We start from the raw sequence: 21,647 nt of genomic DNA on the forward strand, positions 1-21,647 counted from the left end.
TAACTATTTAGTTATAGGGTTCTGTCATTATCCGGGATGCGATATGTTTTATATCAGCCTTCAAAGAGAAGATCCGCATAGGTTGGGAACGGCCAGTCGTTCTTATCCACAAGCATTTCAAGCTTATCTGCGGGAGTTCTGAGCGCTGTCATTGCAGGAACTACCTTATCCTTGCAGTAATATGCTCTCTTTCTGGGTTCGGATATGCTTCTTGCCTTCTCCTCTTCCTTAATAAGCTTATCAAGAGCTTTCTTCATTGCTCCGAGCTGCTTTGTAACTTCTGTAAGTTCACTTGTCATAACCGAAACATCGCAGCCTGCTGTCTTAACTTCGTTGATATTTGAAGCAAGCCCGCCTGCGTACTTCATAACCGCAGGAATGATCTGCTTACTTGCCATATCAATCATGGTGAGTGCTTCGATATTGATAGTCTTGGAGTATGTCTCGAAAATAATCTCCTGACGTGCCTCCAACTCTGTTTTTGTAAATACGCCGAACTTCTTAAAGAGATCGATTGCCTTCTTTGTTGTGAGGACTTCAGCTGCCTCGATGGTTGAAGGGATGTTGGGAAGGCCTCTTCTCTCTGCCTCCTTCTTCCACTCCTCGGAGTAACCGTCGCCGTTGAAGATTACTCTCTGATGCTTTGTCAGGTACTCCTTGATAATATCGTGTACTTCCATATCAAAATCGGAAGCCTTCTCAAGTCTGTCTGCTGCCTCACTGAAAGCCTCTGCAACAATTGTATTAAGCGCTGTATTTGAGCTTGCCATAGAGTCGGAGGAACCAACCATACGGAACTCAAACTTATTTCCGGTAAAGGCGAAGGGTGAAGTACGGTTTCTGTCCGTAGCATCCTTCTCAAATTCGGGAAGGGTTGAAACACCTGTCTTGAGCTTTCCGCCGCGCTTGGATCTCTTGGCTTCACCTGTCTCAATAAGCTGGTGAACAACATCCTCAAGCTGCTCTCCAAGGAACATGGAAATAATAGCCGGAGGTGCCTCATCAGCGCCGAGGCGGTGGTCGTTTCCAACGTCGGATGCGCTCTGTCTAAGGATATCAGCATGTCTGTCGACAGCCTTAACTATGCAGGCAAGGACAAACAGGAACTGAATATTTTCATTTGGTGTATCACCGGGATCAAGAAGATTAACTCCTGTATCCGTGCAAAGTGACCAGTTGTCGTGCTTACCTGAACCATTAACGCCCTGGAACGGCTTTTCATGCAGAAGACATCTCATGTTGTGATGCTCCGCAACTCTCTTCATGGTCTCCATGATGATCTGGTTGTGATCTACTGCGATATTAGCTTCCTCATAAATCGGGGCAAGCTCGTGCTGTCCGGGAGCAACCTCGTTGTGCTGAGTTTTTCCGGGAACTCCGAGCTTCCAGAGCTCGTTGTTAAGATCCTTCATGAACTCTCCGACGCGCTCTCTGATTACGCCGAAGTAATGATCCTCCATCTCCTGTCCCTTGGGCGGCTGAGCTCCGAAAAGTGTACGGCCCGTGAAGATAAGGTCGGGGCGCTGCAGGCTCTTCTTCCAGTCCACAAGGAAGTACTCCTGCTCGGGACCAACTGATACATTTATTTTCTTTGCCTCGGTATTGCCGAAAAGATGAACGATCCTTAAAGCCTGCTCACTTACAGCCTGCATGGATCTAAGAAGGGGAGTCTTTTTATCAAGAGCCTCTCCGTTATAAGAACAAAATGCGGTGGGTATGCAGAGTGTTACGCCTGCACCTGTCTCCTTAAGGAAAGCGGGAGATGTGATATCCCAGGCTGTATAACCTCTTGCCTCAAAGGTTGCGCGAAGTCCTCCTGAAGGGAAGGACGAAGCATCCGGCTCGCCCTTAATGAGATCTTTTCCTGAAAAAGATGTCATCATGTGTCCGTCGCCTCTGGCGCTTGTGATAAATGCATCGTGCTTCTCGGCTGTAATACCGGTAAGCGGCTGGAACCAGTGAGTATAGTGCGTTGCACCGTGCTCCATCGCCCAGTTCTTCATCGCGTTTGCAACAGCATCCGCAGAAGCCAGTGAGAGATCTCCGCCCTTTTCCATGACCTGGATGACCTCTTTGTACACACTCTTGGGCAGACGCTCGCGCATTCTCTCAAGTGTGAACACATTTTTACCGAAAAGTTCCTCAACCATGACCTGTTCGCTCATATACACCTCATTTTCATTTTTTAATATTCAAGAGTATTTCGCCAATGATTGTACTATATTAGTTTGAATTACACAAATAAAAAGCCCCCACATTTTTCCATATCATATATAACTAATTGGCAGCGCAACAAGATTTTCCCTCAGATACATCTTTTTATCTGTCAGGCAGAGGACTACTCCCAATCCCCTCTTTTTATCAGGAATCTTATCAAGGACGGCATTCGCTCCGCCCATGATTGCCTTGGGATTACCGGTCATTTTTATCTCAACAGGATAAAGAACTCCGTTTTCTTCGATAACCAGATCAATCTCATTTTCACGGCTGCTTGTTTTGTCCTTGCCTCTGTAATAAAAAATGCTGAATCTGTAGTCAATGCCCTCATTGGAATACGTCTTTAATATTTCGGAAACAACAAAAGTCTCAAACATATTTCCAGTAACAGCACTGTTCTTCAAGGCATCTGCCGTCAGCCAGCGCGTAAGATAGCAAGCAAGACCTGTATCCCTGAAGTAGATTTTGGGTGTCTTAATCGCTCTCGATAATGCACTTGAAGAATAAGGCTGCAGTAAAAATACAATGCCTGTTCTTTCAAGAATGGAAATCCAGTTTTTAATAGTTGGCTCTGATACTCCCACATCCGAAGCAATATTGGCATAGTTCAGTATCTCCCCGGTCCTGGCCGCAACCGCCGTCAAAAACTTGAAAAAAGTAATACTGTCAGCGGCTATAAGTTCATTGATATCTCTCTCCAGATACGTATCAACATATGAAGAATAGTAGTCCTGCCAATCCCTGTCCACATCGTACAACTCAGGATAAGAGCCCTTATGGATTATCTCCCATATGTCATCGTAATCCGCAAGTTCTTTCTCTCTTTCTTTCAGATATTCATCTGTAGGGACAAAATGCTTGTTAAAATGAACCCCCTTAATCTCACGAAGCGAAAGCCCGGATAATTCCATAACAGAAACTCTGCCGGCCAATGATTCACTCATTCCCTTCATCAGCTCCAGCTTCTGCGAACCCGAAAAAATGAACTGTCCTCTCTCCTCGGATTCATCTATGAGTAGCTTAACATCCTCAAGGATACTGTTTTCTTTTTGCACTTCATCTATAAAAAGCGGTCTGGGATTGTTTAAGAAAAACAGTTTAGGTTCCTCTTTCGCCTGCATCCGGGTCATCTTATCATCAAATGACACCCTGTTATAATCCGCAAACTGATGCTTAAGCAGCGTCGATTTTCCAACCTGCCTTGCTCCGGTGAGCAGCAAACACTTGCTTTCAGAAGCTCTTTTCTTAAGGATACTTGAAATAGCCCGTTCAATATATGCCATAGACGCCTCCCGACTAATCTAAAGTCTGATTTTATTTTAGTCGATGAGTGTTATCAAGTCAACGATGTACAGAAGGCCGATATTATAAAAAGAACTCCGGCATCTCTGTCGAAGTTCTTTTTTGATTTACTTAACTTTTGCGTTGGTTTGTTTTTTGATTTTCTTTATAAGAGTCTTCTTTTCGTTTTTCTTCAGGCCTTTAACCTTAATCACGCAGTTCTTATGCACTTCATCAACCGCCTTGGTTCCAATAGTCAATGAAGGATTGGCCTGTATTGTCATCTTCTTAAGTCTGTAGCAGTGATAGAATGCTTTTTCACCCAATTCTTCTATTGTTGAAGGAATCTTTACTGATTTAAGGTATTTCAAATCCTTAAACGCACCAGTACCTATTCTTGTCACAGTATACTTATCTCCTAAATACTCAACTGTTTTAGGAATTTTAAGTTTTTTAATAGATTTATTCTTGGTCCCCAAAATTGTCACAGTGGTATTACCATTTATATAATATGTAAAATCACCATTCTCAAATTTTTTGCCCACGTAAGGATTTGAAGCATTTTTCACATTTTCATCCTGTAGTGACGGCATATCGGGTATTTCCCATTTTGTCTGAGTATAGCTTATATCATCTGATGTATCTTCTGCTGAATCATCTTGAGCCGAACCAGAAGATCCCGCCTGTGGATTATATCTGACATAGTGATGAGAACCTGTCTGAGGCTCGATTGAATCTATAATTTTACCATCATCAGGCTTGCCATCGTTGTTGTCATCCATGAAAAACTTTCCACCAAGTTCCACCTTGGAAATGGCTCTGCCAAGCATTTTGGGACTCCAGAACTCCTGAAGTGAATCACAGTTTTGAAAGCTCACATAGCTTATTATCCAATTACTAAGATTAACACTTCTTAGGGATGAACATCCATAAAAAGTGAAACCATCCATATTCGCAGTATCAAAATGACTTACATCTATGCTTGTGAGTCGTTCACACGAAGCAAACATTCCACCCGCCCACTTTACTTTTGATGTATTAAATCCACTTACATCAATATCTGTTAGCGATGAGCAAAGCCAAAACATCGCATTCATGTCTTCTACATTAGAAGTATCAAAACGGCTTACATCAAGACTTGTTAATGCTTTACAGTTCTCAAACATGTGCCCCATACTCGTTACATTAGATGTATTAAAGTTCGAGCCCAGCTTTATGCTTTCTAATACATCACAATGTTCAAACATATAAGCCATATTTTCTACGTTAGAAGTATCAAAGCAAGTAATATCTAGATTTTTTACATGACGGCAGTCTTGAAACATACAAATCATATTCTGCACGCTAGATGTATTAAACCCTCTTCCAAAATGGATAGCAGTAGCCTGGCACCCCCTAAACATATAAGTCATATCTGTCGCATTAGATGTATCAAAATTTTCCAAATAAATATTTGTCGCACAAACACCATCAAATGCCCCAGACAAATTTGTGATTTTCGATATATCACAGTCATGAAATTTAGCAGTACCAACCCTTGAATTCGGTACAAAACAATCTGCATAAAATTTTTCGAATGATCCCGTCACATCTACTTCAATAATGTTTGCACGAATTCCTTCAGGAATATCATAAATCAACCCATGAGAGGAAGCATCTATATTCTCTCCCCACACCCATAATTTTCCCTGTGAATCCACCTTATAGTAAGCGTGAGATCTATTGTCATATGTTGCCGGCAACAGATCCCCTGTTGCCGATGCAGACAAGCTAAAGAATCCTCCAAACACTACTATGGCAAAGACCGCAACCATCATGGATAAAGCTAAAATTACCTTTTTTACACTACTTGTCATTTAAAACCTTTCCTTTCTCATAATCATAACAAAAAACGCCGGGCACAAATCAAATGCAAGAACTCAGATCCATCACCGATCCAATATCCTTGCAGCGTTATAATATGCCTGACGTTTAATAGCCATTAAAATATTTAATTATATAAACAACTAAACAGTCACTTACTCTGTTCTGTTCTATCAAAAGCATTGATTTTCGCCCCTCAAATGAAATCATCTTTTGTTAAAGTTCTTCTCAACAATTCAAGATGGTATCACATTTGTTTTTATAAATCAATATTTAATTTATTTTTGTTTATAAGTGTTCATTATGTTATTGTTACTACTTATTACAGGTTTTGTTTTCTATTACATCTTATTACTACTTATTACTACTTTCACTAACCCACACACATTTTTACATCCGACTATTATAGTTAAATTGTACCTCTTCGAGCCCGTTACACGATTTGTAAATGAGAAAGCGTTTATGCCACTTTGGTATACATTTTGAGACCTTTTTGCAGATTATTTCTCCGGAAAAGTAAATAGAATGGCGATTTTCCCGTTTTGGTATCCCTGTTTTGTAAATTCATGGATACCAAAGTCCCTAAAAAGCCTTTTTATTTACAAACACTTCTGTAAAGGTTCTGAAAAGCGCCGAAAAAGTATACCAAAATGGTGAAAACGGCTTTTTATTTACTTTTACTATAGCCTTTGGCCACGCCTAGCTAAAATACTACGGATACAGCCCCACCAACACAAAAACACCGACTAATCTAAATTTAGACTTTAGATTAGTCGGCAACTTTGATTCATATCCAGTTATATTTCTATTTTACTTCTTTTATTACTTCTTCAAAGTTTTCTACTTCCCATATATCAAAATATCAGCAGGAAATATTCTCGCTTGAGCCCGTATGTACTCTCAGGATATCGTACTTCTCAGTCTCCTGATCAAGCTTGATATAAAGTACCTGCTTGGGATGAGGGCAGCTCTCCATCTCATCGCCGTCTTCGTTAATGATGCCGAGGACTTTGGTCTCGATGTCGCGTCCGTCGGGCTTCATGATCTCAATGGTATCGCCCACGCAGAACTTGTTTCTCTGCTCGATTTTAGCAAGACCGCGTTCATTTACCTCACCTACGATACCAAGGTAGGTATACTCATTGACATAAGTATTTGCGTCATAAATCTGAGCATCGTCTGAGGGCTTGCCAAAATAGAAGCCTGTGGTGAACTGTCTGTAGGTACATCTTGAAATCTCATCAAGATACCAGGGCATGTTCTCACGGTATTTCTCCTCGGACTCAAAATAGTCATCAATAGCCTTGCGGTAGGTTCTGGCAACAGTTGCAACGTAAAGAGCAGTCTTCATGCGGCCCTCAATCTTGCAGCTGTCGACACCCGCATCCACAAGCTCCGGAATATGCTCAATCATGCACAGATCCTTGGAATTGAAAATGAAGGAGCCTCTCTCGTTCTCGTATACCGGAAGGTATTCTCCCGGTCTTGTCTCCTCAACCACCGCATATTTCCAGCGGCAGGGATGTGTACACTCGCCGTGGTTGGCATCGCGGCCCGTGAAATAGTTTGATAAAAGGCAGCGACCGGAATAGCTTATACACATTGCGCCGTGGATAAAACTCTCAATCTCAAGATCATCGGGGATATTTTCACGAATCTCCTTGATCTCTTTAAGTGAAAGTTCTCTTGCGGCAACTACTCTCTTTGCACCCTGGTCAGCCCAGAACTTGTATGTCTCGTAGTTTGTGTTATTTGCCTGAGTTGATACATGGATATCAATCTCCGGACAGATTCTTCTTGCCATCATGAACATGCCAGGATCTGCGATGATAAGTGCGTCAGGTCCAAGCTCCTTTAATTCATGAAAATATTCCTCTGCCCCTTTAAGGTCATCGTTGTGCGCAAGGATATTTGCTGTGACATGCACATGTACTCCATGCTCATGGGCAAACTTAATGCCCTCTGCCATATCGTCGTGGCTGAAGTTTTTAGCCTTTGCACGAAGGCCAAAGGAGTTTCCGCCGATGTAAACGGCATCTGCTCCGAAAATTACTGCAGTTTTTAATACTTCAAGGCTGCTGGCAGGGATTAGCAGCTCTGGTTTGTGTTTTTCTCTCATATAACCCTCATCCGGCGCTTCGCGCCACCTTCCCCCAGTGGGGGAAGGCATATTATCTACTTCCTACCCTCTCAGGGAAGGCTTGTTTACAGTTTCAGCGACATGGCCATGCCGTCGCCTACGTTCAAAATAACACTTTGGAGCTCGGGATCGTGCTTGATTGCAAACAGGTACTCCCGCATTCTCTCGTGGATTGTGCGGTTGCGTCTGGTTACGGCGAACCTCGACTCCATCACATCTCCGTCCTGGAGCACATTGTCGGACAAAAGGAGTCCTCCCTTTACAAGGAGCCTCTTGCAGTCCGGCAAAAAGTTGATATATTGACCCTTTGCGGCGTCCATAAAAATAAAATCATACTGCCCGGAAAGTTGCGCCAGAATATCTGCTGCATCCCCCTCAAGCAGTGTGATTTTATGGTTTGTATCATATTTATCGAAGTTTGCATGAGCGACAGGTATGCGCTTTTCAAACTTCTCTATTGTGGTTATCTTTGTATCATCGTCTGAATAGGTCGCCATCAGAAGTGCGGAAAATCCCACCGCACAGCCGACTTCGAGAATATTCTTCGGATGATTCATCTGAAGGAGGAACCTTATAAGGCTCTGGGTATCCTTCCTTATTATCGGCACGTCATCCGCAAGAGATTTTCTCTCAAGCTCATCAAGAAAAGGGGCATTGCCCTGATCAAGCGAATTGATGAAGGTGCTTATTCTCTCATCACTGATCACCTGAATCCTCCTCGCTCTCTGCGATAGAAGATGCACTCATTATCCCTATAATCTCATCCGGCGTCATTGACGGGCTGAGTTCATAGGTACCGGGTGCTATCATTCCGTGATACTCCGAAAATCTCTCCTGAAGCCAAAACAGCTTGCTGTTATTGATGATTCCCCTGTTTTCAAGGAGCTCCGCTATCTCTCCCACAGACATGCTGTCCGTTATCGATACCGACACGGTTCTGGTATCATACTTAGAAGCCGGAACCTGATTATAAATATTGTATCCGTATGTATAGGCCTCAGATGCGTACTTACTTATCAGCATCACGGCAACTATAACAAGCAGAACCTTGACTAAAGTATCAAGAATTCCAAGTCCTATTCCCCTTGCGTCCATAGTTCCTCTTTTCTGTCATTAGTAGTTAGAATCCATGATAATAGGAAGAATCATGGGTCTTCTCTTTGTCTTCTTCCAGATAAAATCTGATAAAACATCTTTAACTATGTTCTTAAGCTTATTCCAGTCTGTAATATTTCTGTCAAGTGCCTCGGTAACCTCATCAAGCACAAGATCCGTTGCATCCTCGATCAGCTGATCGGACTCTCTAACGTATACGAATCCCCTGGATACAATGCTGGGCCCTGATACGAGCTGCGCATTTTCTCTGTCTATCCCGAACACAACAATTACAATACCATCCTCGGCAAGTCTTTGTCTATCACGGAGCACCACATTTCCAACGTCTCCGACACCGAGACCGTCAACGAGAATTGTACCTACAGGCACTTTTCCAACAACCTTGGCCTTCTCCTCGGTCAGCTCCAGAATATCTCCGGACTTTATTATGAAAATATCATCCTTATCCATTCCGAGGCCCATCGCAATGTTCTTCTGGGCTATCAGATGTTTGTACTCACCGTGAACGGGAATCGCGTACTTAGGATGTACAAGTGTGTAGATAAGCTTTATATCCTCCTGGCAGGCATGTCCGGAAACATGAACATCCTGGAAAATAACATCAGCGCCTCTCACAAGGAGGTCGTTTATGATATTTGTAACCGCCTTCTCATTACCCGGAATCGGATGTGATGAAAAGATGATCGTATCGCCGGGTCTGATGCTTATCTTCTTGTGCTGTCCGCTCGCCATACGGCTAAGGGCAGCCATGGATTCACCCTGGCTTCCCGTTGTGATAATAACTGTCTTGTTATCGGGATAATTGTTAAGCTGATCAATCTCAATCAGCGTATTGTCCGGTATCTTGATGCATTCGAGCTTCTGGGCAATATCGATGATATTGACCATACTTCTGCCCTCGACTACAACCTTCCTGCCGAATTTATAGGCAGTATTTATGATCTGCTGAACACGGTCAACGTTGGATGCAAAGGTTGCAACAATAATTCTCGAATCCGAATGCTCCTCAAAAAGTGAATCGAAGGTCTTACCCACGGTTCTCTCAGACGCCGTAAATCCGGGTCTCTCGGCATTGGTGGAATCACACATAAGTGCAAGAACGCCCTTTTTACCAATCTCTCCAAATCTCTGAAGATCAATGGGATCTCCGAAAACAGGAGTATAATCCACCTTGAAGTCACCGGTGTGAACCACGATTCCTGCAGGCGAATATATAGCAAGTGCAGCCGCATCAACAATCGAATGGTTGGTGCGAATAAACTCAACTCTGAAATCTCCAAGGTTGATGGACTGTCCGAATTTAACAACCTTTCTTCTGACCTTCTTTAAAAGTCCGTGCTCTTCAAGCTTATGCTCAATGATGCCCATTGTAAGCCTTGTGGCGTAAATCGGAACCCCTATCTCTTTAAGTACATAGGGAAGCGCACCGATATGATCCTCATGTCCGTGAGTTATCACAAAGCCCTTTATTTTATCAATGTTGTTCTTAAGATAAGTAATGTCGGGGATTACCAGGTCGATTCCCAGCATATCATCATCGGGGAATGACAAACCGCAATCCACTACAATAATACTGTCCTCATATCTGAAGGCAGTAATGTTCATTCCAATCTGCTCAAGGCCTCCAAGCGGTATAACCTGAAGCCCTGACGCGGATTTATTAGTATTCTTTTTATTCAATCAGTTTTCCTCCAAAATTGTTTCGATGGCCGAAAAGATAATCCCATGATCTGAGCCTGCCGGTCTTTTCCCCAGTCCTGAACTACCGGTATAAAGCGATTCACGGATTAAATCCCCGGATCAATCGAGTCCTATATCATCTTCTTCAAGAAGTTTTCTGAAAACAACAGCAACTGCTTCAAGCTCACTGTCATCATCTACAATTGTATAATTAGCCTCGGTTTCACCCTCAGCTGAATCATCGCGAAGTATCAGCGCCTCGCCGTCTCCATCCTCGACATCAGTCACAAGAATGTAGGACTTGGCACCTATTACAGTCTGTTCCAAAACAAAAAAATCCACCGGCTCCTCGCCTTCGGGACGAAATGTTATTTTTTCCATTTATTACTCTTTTACCTCTTTATCCCTGTTATCAAGGTAGTCCTGTAAAATGATCTGCGCTGCGATCATATCCACATACTCCTTGCGGTCTGCTTTTTTAATTCCAACCTCGTCCATTATAGCGTCGGCTTCAACAGTAGTAAGCCTCTCATCCCACATGATCACGGGAAGAGATGTGCGTCTCTCGAGCTTCTCCTTAAACTCCAAGGATAAACCTGAGCGCACAGATTCAGACTGATCCATGTGCAAAGGCAACCCCAAAACTATAAGCTCAACCTTGTACTCCTGAATCAGCTCTTCAATTCTAGCCAGTGTTTTACGAAGCTTATTCTCTTCTTTTCTACGGATAATCTCTTTGGCCTGTGCCGTCATCAAAAGCTCATCACTAAGAGCAACGCCCACAGTCCTTGATCCGTAATCCAATCCCATTATTCGCATTATTTTCTGGACCAGTTATTATTCTTTATATACTCCGTGAGCATCTCTTCCACAAGCTCATCACGCTCAACCTTCATGATAAGACTTCTGGCGCCCATATGGCTCGTAATATATGTAGGATCTCCGGACATGATATATCCGACGATCTGGTTTACCGGATTGTACCCCTTCTCCAGAAGCGCCTCATATACAACGGAGAGAACCTTCTTGACCCCTGTCTCAGGATCAACATCTACTTTAAAAAATTGTGTATTTCCAAGATTAGTATCAGACATATAGCTATCCTCACATATTAAAATTGCGCCTTTTTCTCCATCAATATCGGCACATACTTGATTTTATCATAACGCATAAAGCCTAAATAAGCAATGTATCGTCTCTTAAGAAACTATTAAACGTGTGCTCCGTTATATCTCCGGACTTTATTCCGAGCTCCTCAGCTTTATCCTTCGGCACCGCAATCCTGATGTATCTAGTGGTTAGACCTATCAGATATTCCTTGCCGTCAATGGTTTCAAAGTCCTCCCAGAGCACCTTCTCCGTAGCTCCTATGAAGCTCTCTCTGTAGCGTTTTGACTGCTCTTTGGTCATTGTGAGAAGAACATTACTTCTTGCGGTCTTTTCCCTGTCAGTCAGCTGATCCTTCATCTTGGCAGCCACTGTGCCCTTTCTCGGAGAGTATTTGAACACGTGCATCTCATAAAAATCGATATCCTCTGCGAACTTCCTGCTCTCCTCGAAGGTCTCCTTTGTCTCACCGGGGAATCCCACGATGATATCAGTCGTTATAGCGGGTTTATCATAGACCTTCCTCAAAAGACGTACGCTCTCGGCATATTCCTCAGCGCTGTAATGTCTGTTCATGCGCTTTAAGGTATCATTGCTGCCGCTCTGAAGCGAGAGGTGGAAATGCGGGCAAACCTTGGAAAGCGCCGCCATACCTTCCGCCATCTCCTCAGTGATAATGCGGGGTTCAAGGGAACTAAGTCTTATTCTATCGATGCCTTCTATATCATTGAGCTTTTGTAAAAGTGAAAGCAGCGCTGATTCTCCCTTATCAAGGCCATAGGAGCTGATATGTATTCCGGTGAGAACTATCTCCCTGCAGCCATCTGTCGCAAGCTTTCTTACTTCGCAGAGAATCTCAGCCTCATCCCTGCTCCTGATGCGCCCTCTTGCATAAGGAATTATGCAGTAGCTGCAGAACTGGTTACAGCCATCCTGAATCTTGATATAGGCTCTTGTGTGCCCGGGCATGCTTTTTAATTCCATGCGCTCATATTCCTGCGCAGGATCGTTAATCTCAGTCATGCTCTCGCCGCCAAGCAGCTTATCCACCTTAAGACCGGTCTGTTCCTCTTTCTTATCAAAATAGTCCCTTAAAATCTCGACTATTTCTGCCTTCTTATTGTTTCCGACAATAAGATCGATGCTGTCATCGGCCTTCACACCCTCTTTATCAGTCTCGACATAGCATCCGCATGCCACAACCACGGCCTCGGGGTTCTTCCTCTTAGCCCTGTGGAGCATCTGCCTGCTCTTATGATCCGCGATTGAGGTAACAGAACAGGTATTGATGATATACACATCTGCCTTCTCATCAAATGCCACAATATTGTATCCGCTTTCTTGTAACTTTTGCCCCATAACATCTGTCTCATATCGGTTTACTTTACAACCGAGACTGTGTAAGGCGACACTTTTCATATTAAACCTCCGCTAATTTTGACGTATTATATCATTGACTTTTAACGTCCTTCCGTTTATCATGAAGAAAAGAAGGAGGTATTTGCGCAATGAAAACCGTAAAAATTTCTTTAAATTCTATCGATAAGGTTAAGTCTTTTGTAAACGATATTACAAAGTTCGATTATGATTTCGACCTTGTATCCGGTAGATATGTAATTGACGCAAAGTCCATCATGGGTATTTTCTCACTTGATCTTTCAAAGCCGATTGATCTTAACATCCATGCTGAAGACGGCGCCGATGAAGTGCTTTCAATCTTAAAGCCTTACATGATCTAATTTTAAAATCTACTGAAACCTGCGACAGCGTCGCAGGTTTTTTAGATTAATAGCCTTCTGGTCCCTTGCCTTCCCCCTGGGGGGAAGGTGTCAGCGAAGCTGACGGATGAGGGGTTTTATGCCTCTAACACAATTATCTCATCCGTATCCAGTGCGGTCTGCACCAGTTCATCAATCTTCTCATCAAGTCTGTGCTCATGAGCCCTGATAACCTCAAGCCTCGGCTTTGTTACGGGATGCTTTGCCACGAAAATTGTACAGCAATCCTCGTAAGGAAGTATCGAAGTCTCATAGGCATCAATTTTCAGTGAAATATCAACAATATCCTGCTTATCAAATGCGATCAAAGGTCTGTATACAGGCATATCCGTTACAACCTCGTTGGTCGCCATAAGGCTCTCCATAGTCTGTGATGCAACCTGTCCGATACTCTCACCGGTTACAAGTCCCATGCACTTATTCTGAGCTGCAATTGTATCTGCAATTCTCATCATATATCTGCGCATGATGATAGTAAGCTCATCGTGCGGACACTGCTTATAGATATACATCTGAATATCGGTAAAGTTGATAACGTGAAGTCTGACTTTCCCCGTAAATCTCGCGATAACCTTAGCAAGGTCAACAACCTTCTGCTTTGCTCTCTCACTTGTATAAGGCGGAGCATTGAAATAAACCGCCTCAATCTCGGCACCGCGCTTTGCGATCATGTAGCCCGCAACAGGAGAATCGATACCGCCTGAAAGAAGAAGGCAAGCCTTACCGCTGGTTCCTATCGGCATTCCGCCGGGACCGGGAATGATCTCGGAGTAGATGTTAACCTTCTCACGGATCTCAACACTTACGAGAATATCGGGCTCTCTGACATCAACCTTCATCTCCGGGAATGCATCAAGTACCTGCGCGCCGATCTCGGCTGCTGCCTCCATAGAATCAAGAGGATAAGTCTTATCCACTCGTCTGCACTTAATCTTGAAGGTCTTGTTTTTATCCGGATAAACTCCGTCAAGGAACTTTATAACCTCAGCTGACAAGCCGTTAATATCGGGAAGCTTTCCGTCTCCGTCCCTCTCAATGCATACAGCGGGACAAATTCCGGTGATTCCGAACACTGTCTGAAGAGCAGCCACGGTCTCATCGAAATCAAAGCCCTTCGCATTTAAGTAAATTCTTCCGGAAACCCTGAAAATGCTGAACTCACCCTCGCACTTTTCAAGAACGCGCTCCATCTGTTTTACCAGCGCCTCCTCGAAGAGGTATCTGTTCTTACCCTTAATTCCTATCTCTGCGTACTTAATTATAAATGCATGGTACTGCATGGTTTATCTCCTTGAAAACTGTCTGAGCATCGGCACTATCTCGGCAAATGCTTTCACTGTGGTATCAATCTCTTCCTTAGTCGTAAGTTCCGACATGCTGATTCTGACGGTGCTTCCGTAGAAATCCTTGGAAATCCCGATAGCCTTTAAGGTACCGGATACTGAAGGGTGACTTGACGAGCAGGCGCTTCCCGCTGATACGTAAATCTCCTTATCCTCCAGGGCATGGAGCAACACCTCTGCCCTCACGCCTTTAACAGACACACTGATGATATGCGGAGCTGTCTCCCCGATAGCTTCTGTCAGCTCATCCTCTGAAAAATCGTAAATGCTCTTTTCCGAGGTATCAAGTCCGTTAATCCTTATATCCTGAAGAGCCCCTGTAAGGCCTGCAATAAGCTGCTTTTTGAGAGCATAGAGAGTCTCTATTTTTTCATCAAAACCCTCGTAAATCTCCTGCGCTGCTCTGCCAAGTCCGACAATTCCGGGAACGTTCAGTGTACCCGAGCGCATGCCGCCCTGCTGGCCGCCGCCGTAGCTTATGGGAATAATTCGCACTCCGTCTCTTACATATAAAAAGCCGATGCCCTTGGGACCGTGTATCTTATGACCGCTGACGGACATCATATCTATTCCGAGGTTCTTGGGAATAATCATCTGTTTCCCGTACCCCTGAACGGCATCCACATGGAAAAGGATCTTGGGATTAGCCGCATGAATGATTTTTCCTGCTTCCTCAAGAGGCATCACTGAGCCAAGCTCATTGTTGACCGCCATGATTGAGACAAGGATGGTGTCCTCTCTGATTGCGTTCTTGAGCTCATCAAGGTCTATGACGCCCTTCTCATTGACGCCAAGGTAAGTCACCTCAAAGCCCTGATCCTCAAGATATTTCATGGAGTTCAGAATCGCCGGATGCTCAACGCTTGTGGTGATGAGGTGCTTTCCCTCTCTGTGATGAGCCATCGCTCCGCCGATTATGGCTGTATTATCGGACTCTGTGCCGCCTGAAGTGAAAAGTATTTCCTTCGGCTTCGCCTTGAGAGTCTTTGCAATTTTCTCTGTTGCTTCCTTTACAAATTGTTCTGCCACAACTCCCTTGTGATGCATGCTAGAAGGATTACCGTAATCCTCGGTCATCATTTGGAGAGTCAGCTTTGCCACGTCGTCATAAACGCGCGTAGTGGCGGAATTATCTAAATATATTTCCATTGTTTGCCTTTCATTCCCCTCATCCGTCAGCTTCGCTGACACCTTCTCCCCTAGGAGAAGGCATAGCATTGTATTCAAGCTTCAAGATTATACATTAACCATGCGAGCATTGTAAAGCCTGCGGTTTCTGTGCGCAAAATGCGCTTGCCCATGGTGATGGTCTTAAAACCTGCATCACCGGCATAGCTCACCTCTTCATCGGCGAAGCCGCCCTCAGGTCCAACGAATATGCCTATGCTCTGCCCGGGTTCTATCGAATTGATGACTTCCCTGGTGTATTCCATGCCCTCTGCCATCTCATAGGGAAGGAGCTTCACATCAAGGCTCTCTGCATATTTAACAGCTTCCTTGAAAGTCATGGGCGCTTTTACCTCGGGTATAACTCCGCGCTTACTTTGCTTCGCCGCGGCTTCCGATATGGCATTCCACCTCTTAATTTTATTCGCTGCACGCTTTTCATCGAGCTTCACAACGCTTCTTTTCATGGAAACCGGAATTATCTCAAAAGCTCCGAGCTCCACGGCCTTCTGGATTATGAGTTCCATCTTGTCCGCCTTGGGAAGTCCCTGGAACAGGTATATCTTTGATGGAAGCTCTGCGCCGGATTCCTTAATGAAGCGCAGTTCCCCGATAAGTTCGGTGTCGGAGATCGATTCAATGCCGAATCTGTATTCCTTCTGATCGGCGGTGTCCTCATCCATCAGGCTTACCGAGAATTCCTCGCCCGGTTTCATCCTAAGGACGTTAACCATGTGGTTGTAGTCATCGCCTGTGATTACTATTCTTTTTTGGTTGTCTATAAGTTGGGTGCTGCTTGCAAAAAAATGGTACATAGGCCCCTCAATTCTTCTTGGAAATTACACTGACCCACTCGCCTTGCTTGCAGACCTCGATAATATCAAGGCCGGCGTCCTCGTGAGCCTTTCTGATAACATCTTCCTTAGCTTCAATGATTCCGGAGGTAATGTAAATGCCGCCGGTTTTCAGAAGGCCGGGAACGATGGGTGTGAGCGGAACAAGAACGTAGGGAAGGATATTGGCTACGACGATGTCATACTTCTCCTTGCCAACCTGGTCCTGAACCTTCTCGTCATCTATAATATTGCCGATTATAAGATCAAAATCCTTATCTGCGATGTCATTGTTCTTCTTGTTGTCGTCAACTGCCGGCTCTGAGCAGGGATCAAGGTCTGTTCCAACGCAGTGGCCTGCTCCGAATTTCATTGCAAGAATGGATAGCACTCCGCTTCCGGTTCCGATGTCGAGCACCTCTGCTTCGGGAGTCATATATTTCCTAAGAGCCCTTATGCAAAGCTGAGTGGTCTCGTGCATTCCTGTACCAAACGCGGTTCCGGGATCAATATGAAGTGTGATGTTCGCTTTTTTCTTATCCTCCTCGTCGGGAGTCTCCCAGGAAGGTATTACCAGAACATCATCCACCAGGAACTTATGGAAATACTGCTTCCAGTTGTTAATCCAGTCGATATCCTCAGTCACATCAACGGAAATCGTTCCGTCGCCTATATCGGAAAAGCTTGAAAGCTCATCGAGAACTCCCCTGATCTCCTGCTTTATCTGATCGGGTGTCTTCTTAGCTTCGACCTCTTCACCGTTTTCATCGTACTCGTGGACGGTCAGCATATTGTCATCATCGACTTCGAGGAAAAAGTTCAGATATGCAACACCCTCCTCACCCGGAGCTATAACCGCGCAGCTGTCAACACCTGTCTCCTCGTCATCCGCATCCTGAAGATCATCCGTAAACATCTGCTCCTTGTCGGCAGCTGTGAGAGGGGCATTATCCTCTATCTGCGCACCTTCAAGACCGATATCCATCATACTGCTGACAATGATATCCTCTGACTCTTCATTCGTTCTGATTCTAAAACGCATCCACTTCATAGTTTTACTCCGCTCTTTTCTAATCTATTTTCAGGAAAAGTATATATAAGTACAATAACAGAAATAGCGGGGAGCTTGTACTCCCCGCTCTGTAATTATGTTTTATTTCTTCTTACCGAAAAATCCGCCCTTTTTCTTACCGCCATCATCATTTCCATCCTTATCTCCGGAAATACTGTCGGCAGCGTGTAAGCTGTCTCCGGTCTTCTCATCAAACTGCTTAAGGAGCTCCTTCGCTTCCTTGGAGAGTTTATCCGGAACCTGAACTACAAGAGTAACATAATGGTCACCTCTTACATCCTTGTTCCTGAGTGTCGGAACACCCTTTCCGCGAAGTCTTACTCTCGTATCTGTCTGAGTACCTGCCTTAACATCATAGAGCACCTTGCCGTCAACGGTATCTATAGCAACCGTTCCGCCCAGTGCTGCTATTGCATAAGACATAGGAACTGTTGAGAAAATATCATAATCCTGTCTCTGGAAAATAGGATGATCCTGTACGATAACTTCTACAAGAAGATCACCTCTCGGTCCGCCGTTTCTGCCGGGCTCACCCTTTTCACGGATACGAACGCTCTGTCCGTTATCAATACCTGCGGGGATTGAAACCTGAATTCTCTTGTTGCTTGCAACATATCCTGTTCCGCCACAATCGGTACACTTATCCTTAATTACCTTACCGCTTCCGTTACAGTCGGGACATGTCTGAACATTTCTGACTGTGCCGAAGAAGGACTGCTGTGTGAATACAACCTGACCTTTACCACCGCACTTAGGACACATCTGAGCTGTTGTTCCCGGCTTAGCACCGGTTCCCTTACAGGTCGGGCAGGGATCCTTAAGTCTAAGTTCCAGTTCCTTCTCACATCCGAAAACTGCTTCCTCAAAGGTTATACGAACGCTGGCACGAATATTTGCTCCCTTTGCAGGGCCGCTCCTCGCACCCTGGCTCCTTCTGCCGCCTCCGAAGAAATCTCCGAATATATCACCGAATATATCGCCAAAGTCTGCTCCACCGAAGTCGAATCCGCCATATCCGCCGGCACCGCCCTCAAATGCAGCGTGACCGAACTGATCATACTGACGTCTCTTCTCAGGATCGCTCAAAACCGCATACGCCTCGGATGCCTCCTTGAACTTGTCTGCTGCAGCTGCATCTCCGGGGTTCATATCCGGATGGTACTTCTTTGCAAGCACACGGTATGCTTTTTTTATTTCATCATCACTGGCTCCCTTGCTAACGCCAAGGACCTCGTAATAATCGCGCTTCTGATCTGCCATGTGTCTCTCCTAATTTACGCTAATTGCCCAATACATCTTATCTGATGTATTGGGCATTAGCAATATTTATATTATTAAAGTTTTATAAAACGGATTAAACCTCTCTGTAGTCGCCGTCAACTACGTCGTCTGCATTACCTGCATCTGAGCTCTGAGCTGAGCCGCCCATGCCGCTCATGTCAGGGCCTGCACCCTGAGCACCTGCTGCGCCCTGAGCACTCTCATAAACCTTAGCGAAGAGAGCCTGAGCATCAGTCATGAGCTTCTCCTTCTGGCTCTTGATTGTGTCGATCTCGCTGTCTGTAAGCTCACGATCCTTAGTCTGCTCAAGAGTATCCTTGAGAGCCTTGAGATCATCCTCTACAGTCTGCTTCTGAGAAGGATCGATCTTGTCGCCAACTTCCTGAATAGCCTTCTCTGTCTGGAATACGAAGGAATCAGCTTCGTTTCTAGCGTCAATGCCTTCCTTACGCTTCTTATCCTGAGCTTCGTACTCAGCAGCTTCCTTGATAGCCTTATCGATATCCTCGTCAGACATGTTGGAGCCAGCTGTGATTGTGATGTGCTGCTCTTTACCTGTTCCAAGATCCTTAGCGGATACGTTAACGATACCGTTTGCATCGATATCAAATGTAACCTCGATCTGCGGAACACCTCTCATTGCCGGAGGGATTCCATCAAGACGGAACTGTCCGAGTGACTTGTTGTCCTTAGCGAACTGTCTCTCACCCTGAAGAACGTTGATATCAACGGCTGTCTGGTTATCAGCTGCAGTTGAGAATACCTGGCTCTTCTTTGTAGGAATAGTTGTGTTACGCTCGATAAGTCTTGTAGCAACACCACCCATTGTCTCGATTGAAAGTGAAAGAGGTGTTACATCAAGAAGAAGGATATCGCCTGCACCTGTATCGCCTGCAAGCTTACCACCCTGGATACCTGCACCTACTGCTACGCACTCATCGGGATTAAGGTTCTTTGAAGGCTCATGTCCTGTGAGCTGCTTAACCTTCTCAACTACGCAGGGAACACGTGTTGAACCACCTACAAGGAGAACTTTTCCAAGGTCTGAATAGTTAAGACCTGCATCCTTCATAGCGTTCTGTACCGGAATAGCACTTCTCTCTACGAGGTCGTGAATAAGCTCCTCGAACTTAGCTCTTGTGAGATCCATATCAAAGTGCTTGGGGCCTTCTGCTGTAGCTGTAATGAAAGGAAGGTTGATGTTGGTTGTTGTAGAAGAAGAAAGTTCCTTCTTAGCCTTCTCAGCTGCTTCCTTAAGTCTCTGCATAGCCATCTTATCGCTTGAAAGGTCTACTCCTTCCTTAGCCTTGAACTCAGATACCATCCAGTCGATGATCTTCTGGTCAAAGTCGTCACCACCGAGGTGTGTGTCACCGTTTGTTGAAAGAACTTCGATAACACCGTCACCTATATCGATGATTGATACGTCGAAGGTACCACCACCAAGGTCGTATACCATGATCTTCTGCTCTTTTTCGTTATCAAGACCGTAAGCAAGAGCTGCTGCTGTAGGCTCGTTGATAATACGCTTTACTTCAAGACCTGCAATCTTACCTGCATCCTTTGTAGCCTGACGCTGTGCGTCATTGAAGTATGCGGGAACTGTAATTACTGCCTCTGTTACTTTTTCGCCGAGATACTGTTCTGCGTCTGCCTTCAGCTTCTGAAGAATCATAGCTGAAATCTGCTGAGGTGAATACTTCTTGCCGTCGATTGTGCGGCCGTTGTCTGTACCCATATCTCTCTTGATTGATGAGATTGTGTTCTCAGCGTTTGTTACTGCCTGACGCTTAGCGGGCTCACCTACGAGACGCTCGCCATTCTTTGTGAAAGCTACAATTGAAGGTGTTGTTCTTGCACCCTCAGCGTTAGCGATAACGGTGGGCTGACCACCTTCCATAACAGCTACGCAGCTGTTGGTTGTTCCTAAATCGATACCTATGATCTTACTCATTTTATTTTCCTCCGTTTATAAAACTAATGAATAATTAACAATAAAAATCTAATGAAGTTCTGCTCTCACACTTCGTGTTCGACAGAACTAAGTAGTACACTAAGCTCGGCAAAACCTCGCTAAGTGATTACTTAGCAACGGCAACCATGCTGTGTCTGAGCACTGTGTCGTGATACATATAACCCTTCTGAAGCTCCTGTGCCACGAATCCTTCCTCGACATCTTCGCTCTCAACCTGCATTACAGCGTTGTGGAAATTAGGATCAAATTCCTTTCCAACGGCTTCGATGGGAGTTACACCAAGATCCTCAATCTGCTTCATAAGCTGCTTGTATATCATATTCATTCCGTCTGCAAAAGCGGAATTCTTCTCTTCTTCAGGGACAGCAGCAAGTCCTCTTTCGAAGTTATCTACAACAGGGAGAATTTTCTCAAGTACACTGGATGCTCCCTGGTTGAACATCTGCGCCTTTTCTCTGTCGGTTCTTGTTCTGAAGTTCTCAAACTCAGCAAGCTGGCGCATGTATTTATCCTGCATCTCTTCGAACTTTTCTTTGTAAGGGTTCTTCTTTTCTTTTTTACCGAAAAGACCTTTCTTCTCACCCTCGGCGTTTTCAGTGTTCTCGGCACCTTCTACGCTCTCAGCGGCCTCTGCTACAGCTTCGGCAGCCTCTTCCTCTGCGGCCTCGGCAACCTTGTTTGCTGCATCAGCTACCTTTTTAGCCTTCTCGGCAACTTCCTGCTGAAGTTCCTTTGCAGTTTTCTTACCGGACACTGTATTTGTATCCTTCTTAACTTCCTTACTCACTTAAATA

At 44.7% G+C, this 21,647-nt stretch carries 19 protein-coding genes; 1 reads left to right on the forward strand and 18 read right to left on the reverse strand.

Annotated elements, in window-relative coordinates:
• Window positions 1-53: 53 nt before the first annotated feature.
• The 11 genes from G630_RS0108490 to mtaB form a co-directional block, all read right to left on the reverse strand.
• Complete coding sequence (locus tag G630_RS0108490; RefSeq protein WP_022760351.1) at window positions 54-2,165, reverse strand: glutamine synthetase III family protein; 2,112 nt, start codon at window positions 2,163-2,165, stop codon at window positions 54-56.
• Between the two features lie 102 nt (window positions 2,166-2,267).
• The gene (locus G630_RS0108495; RefSeq protein ID WP_026498334.1) at window positions 2,268-3,500 is read right to left on the reverse strand and encodes an ATP-binding protein; all 1,233 of its coding nucleotides are present in this window, start codon (window positions 3,498-3,500) and stop codon (window positions 2,268-2,270) included.
• Between the two features lie 126 nt (window positions 3,501-3,626).
• Window positions 3,627-5,354 carry a BspA family leucine-rich repeat surface protein gene (locus G630_RS23495; protein WP_022760353.1) on the reverse strand — a complete coding sequence of 576 codons (1,728 nt, stop codon included), beginning with the start codon at window positions 5,352-5,354 and terminating at the stop codon, window positions 3,627-3,629.
• An 869-nt stretch (window positions 5,355-6,223) separates the two neighbouring features.
• A complete protein-coding gene (locus G630_RS0108505) occupies window positions 6,224-7,480 on the reverse strand; it encodes a peptidase U32 family protein (RefSeq protein WP_026498335.1) in 1,257 nt (418 codons plus the stop codon).
• Between the two features lie 86 nt (window positions 7,481-7,566).
• Window positions 7,567-8,208, reverse strand: coding sequence for an O-methyltransferase (locus G630_RS0108510; protein WP_026498336.1), 642 nt, complete (start codon window positions 8,206-8,208; stop codon window positions 7,567-7,569).
• A complete protein-coding gene (locus tag G630_RS21260; protein WP_022760356.1) occupies window positions 8,198-8,596 on the reverse strand; it encodes an endolytic transglycosylase MltG in 399 nt (132 codons plus the stop codon). Before G630_RS21260 ends, G630_RS0108510 begins: the two co-directional genes overlap by 11 nt.
• Window positions 8,597-8,614: 18 nt before the next feature.
• Window positions 8,615-10,297, reverse strand: a complete 1,683-nt coding sequence (locus G630_RS0108520; protein WP_022760357.1) for a ribonuclease J — start codon at window positions 10,295-10,297, stop codon at window positions 8,615-8,617.
• Window positions 10,298-10,417: 120 nt separating this feature from the next.
• The gene (locus tag G630_RS0108525; RefSeq protein ID WP_022760358.1) at window positions 10,418-10,678 is read right to left on the reverse strand and encodes a DUF1292 domain-containing protein; all 261 of its coding nucleotides are present in this window, start codon (window positions 10,676-10,678) and stop codon (window positions 10,418-10,420) included.
• Window positions 10,679-10,681: 3 nt separating this feature from the next.
• Window positions 10,682-11,116: a Holliday junction resolvase RuvX gene (ruvX, locus tag G630_RS0108530; protein WP_022760359.1), complete on the reverse strand. Its 435-nt coding sequence runs from the start codon at window positions 11,114-11,116 to the stop codon at window positions 10,682-10,684.
• A complete protein-coding gene (locus G630_RS0108535; protein WP_026498337.1) occupies window positions 11,116-11,391 on the reverse strand; it encodes an IreB family regulatory phosphoprotein in 276 nt (91 codons plus the stop codon). Before G630_RS0108535 ends, ruvX begins: the two co-directional genes overlap by 1 nt.
• Before the next feature lie 82 nt (window positions 11,392-11,473).
• Window positions 11,474-12,823, reverse strand: a complete 1,350-nt coding sequence (mtaB, locus tag G630_RS0108540; protein ID WP_026498338.1) for a tRNA (N(6)-L-threonylcarbamoyladenosine(37)-C(2))-methylthiotransferase MtaB — start codon at window positions 12,821-12,823, stop codon at window positions 11,474-11,476.
• An 89-nt stretch (window positions 12,824-12,912) separates the two neighbouring features.
• On the opposite strand from mtaB, the gene G630_RS0108545 reads away from it, so the two are divergent.
• Window positions 12,913-13,143 carry an HPr family phosphocarrier protein gene (locus tag G630_RS0108545; protein ID WP_022760362.1) on the forward strand — a complete coding sequence of 77 codons (231 nt, stop codon included), beginning with the start codon at window positions 12,913-12,915 and terminating at the stop codon, window positions 13,141-13,143.
• Between the two features lie 116 nt (window positions 13,144-13,259).
• Here the strand turns inward: G630_RS0108545 and thiI are convergent, their stop codons facing one another.
• The 7 genes from thiI to grpE form a co-directional block, all read right to left on the reverse strand.
• Entirely contained in the window at window positions 13,260-14,462 is a 1,203-nt protein-coding gene (gene thiI, locus G630_RS0108550; RefSeq protein WP_022760363.1) for a tRNA uracil 4-sulfurtransferase ThiI, read from the reverse strand.
• Between the two features lie 3 nt (window positions 14,463-14,465).
• Window positions 14,466-15,674: a cysteine desulfurase family protein gene (locus G630_RS0108555; RefSeq protein ID WP_026498339.1), complete on the reverse strand. Its 1,209-nt coding sequence runs from the start codon at window positions 15,672-15,674 to the stop codon at window positions 14,466-14,468.
• Window positions 15,675-15,748: 74 nt separating this feature from the next.
• Window positions 15,749-16,507: an RsmE family RNA methyltransferase gene (locus tag G630_RS0108560; RefSeq protein ID WP_026498340.1), complete on the reverse strand. Its 759-nt coding sequence runs from the start codon at window positions 16,505-16,507 to the stop codon at window positions 15,749-15,751.
• Window positions 16,508-16,514: 7 nt separating this feature from the next.
• Window positions 16,515-17,576 (reverse strand): 50S ribosomal protein L11 methyltransferase, encoded by a 1,062-nt coding sequence (locus tag G630_RS0108565; protein WP_026498341.1) that lies wholly within the window; start codon window positions 17,574-17,576, stop codon window positions 16,515-16,517.
• Between the two features lie 102 nt (window positions 17,577-17,678).
• Window positions 17,679-18,857 carry a molecular chaperone DnaJ gene (gene dnaJ / locus G630_RS0108570; protein WP_022760367.1) on the reverse strand — a complete coding sequence of 393 codons (1,179 nt, stop codon included), beginning with the start codon at window positions 18,855-18,857 and terminating at the stop codon, window positions 17,679-17,681.
• A 94-nt stretch (window positions 18,858-18,951) separates the two neighbouring features.
• Window positions 18,952-20,832: a molecular chaperone DnaK gene (gene dnaK / locus G630_RS0108575; protein ID WP_022760368.1), complete on the reverse strand. Its 1,881-nt coding sequence runs from the start codon at window positions 20,830-20,832 to the stop codon at window positions 18,952-18,954.
• Window positions 20,833-20,959: 127 nt separating this feature from the next.
• On the reverse strand, window positions 20,960-21,640 hold the full coding sequence (grpE, locus tag G630_RS0108580) for a nucleotide exchange factor GrpE (RefSeq protein ID WP_242829918.1): 681 nt from the start codon (window positions 21,638-21,640) through the stop codon (window positions 20,960-20,962).
• Between the last annotated feature and the right edge of the window lie 7 nt (window positions 21,641-21,647).

The sequence above is a fragment of the Butyrivibrio sp. WCD2001 genome (assembly GCF_000424485.1).
In the GTDB taxonomy this organism is placed as follows: domain Bacteria; phylum Bacillota; class Clostridia; order Lachnospirales; family Lachnospiraceae; genus Butyrivibrio.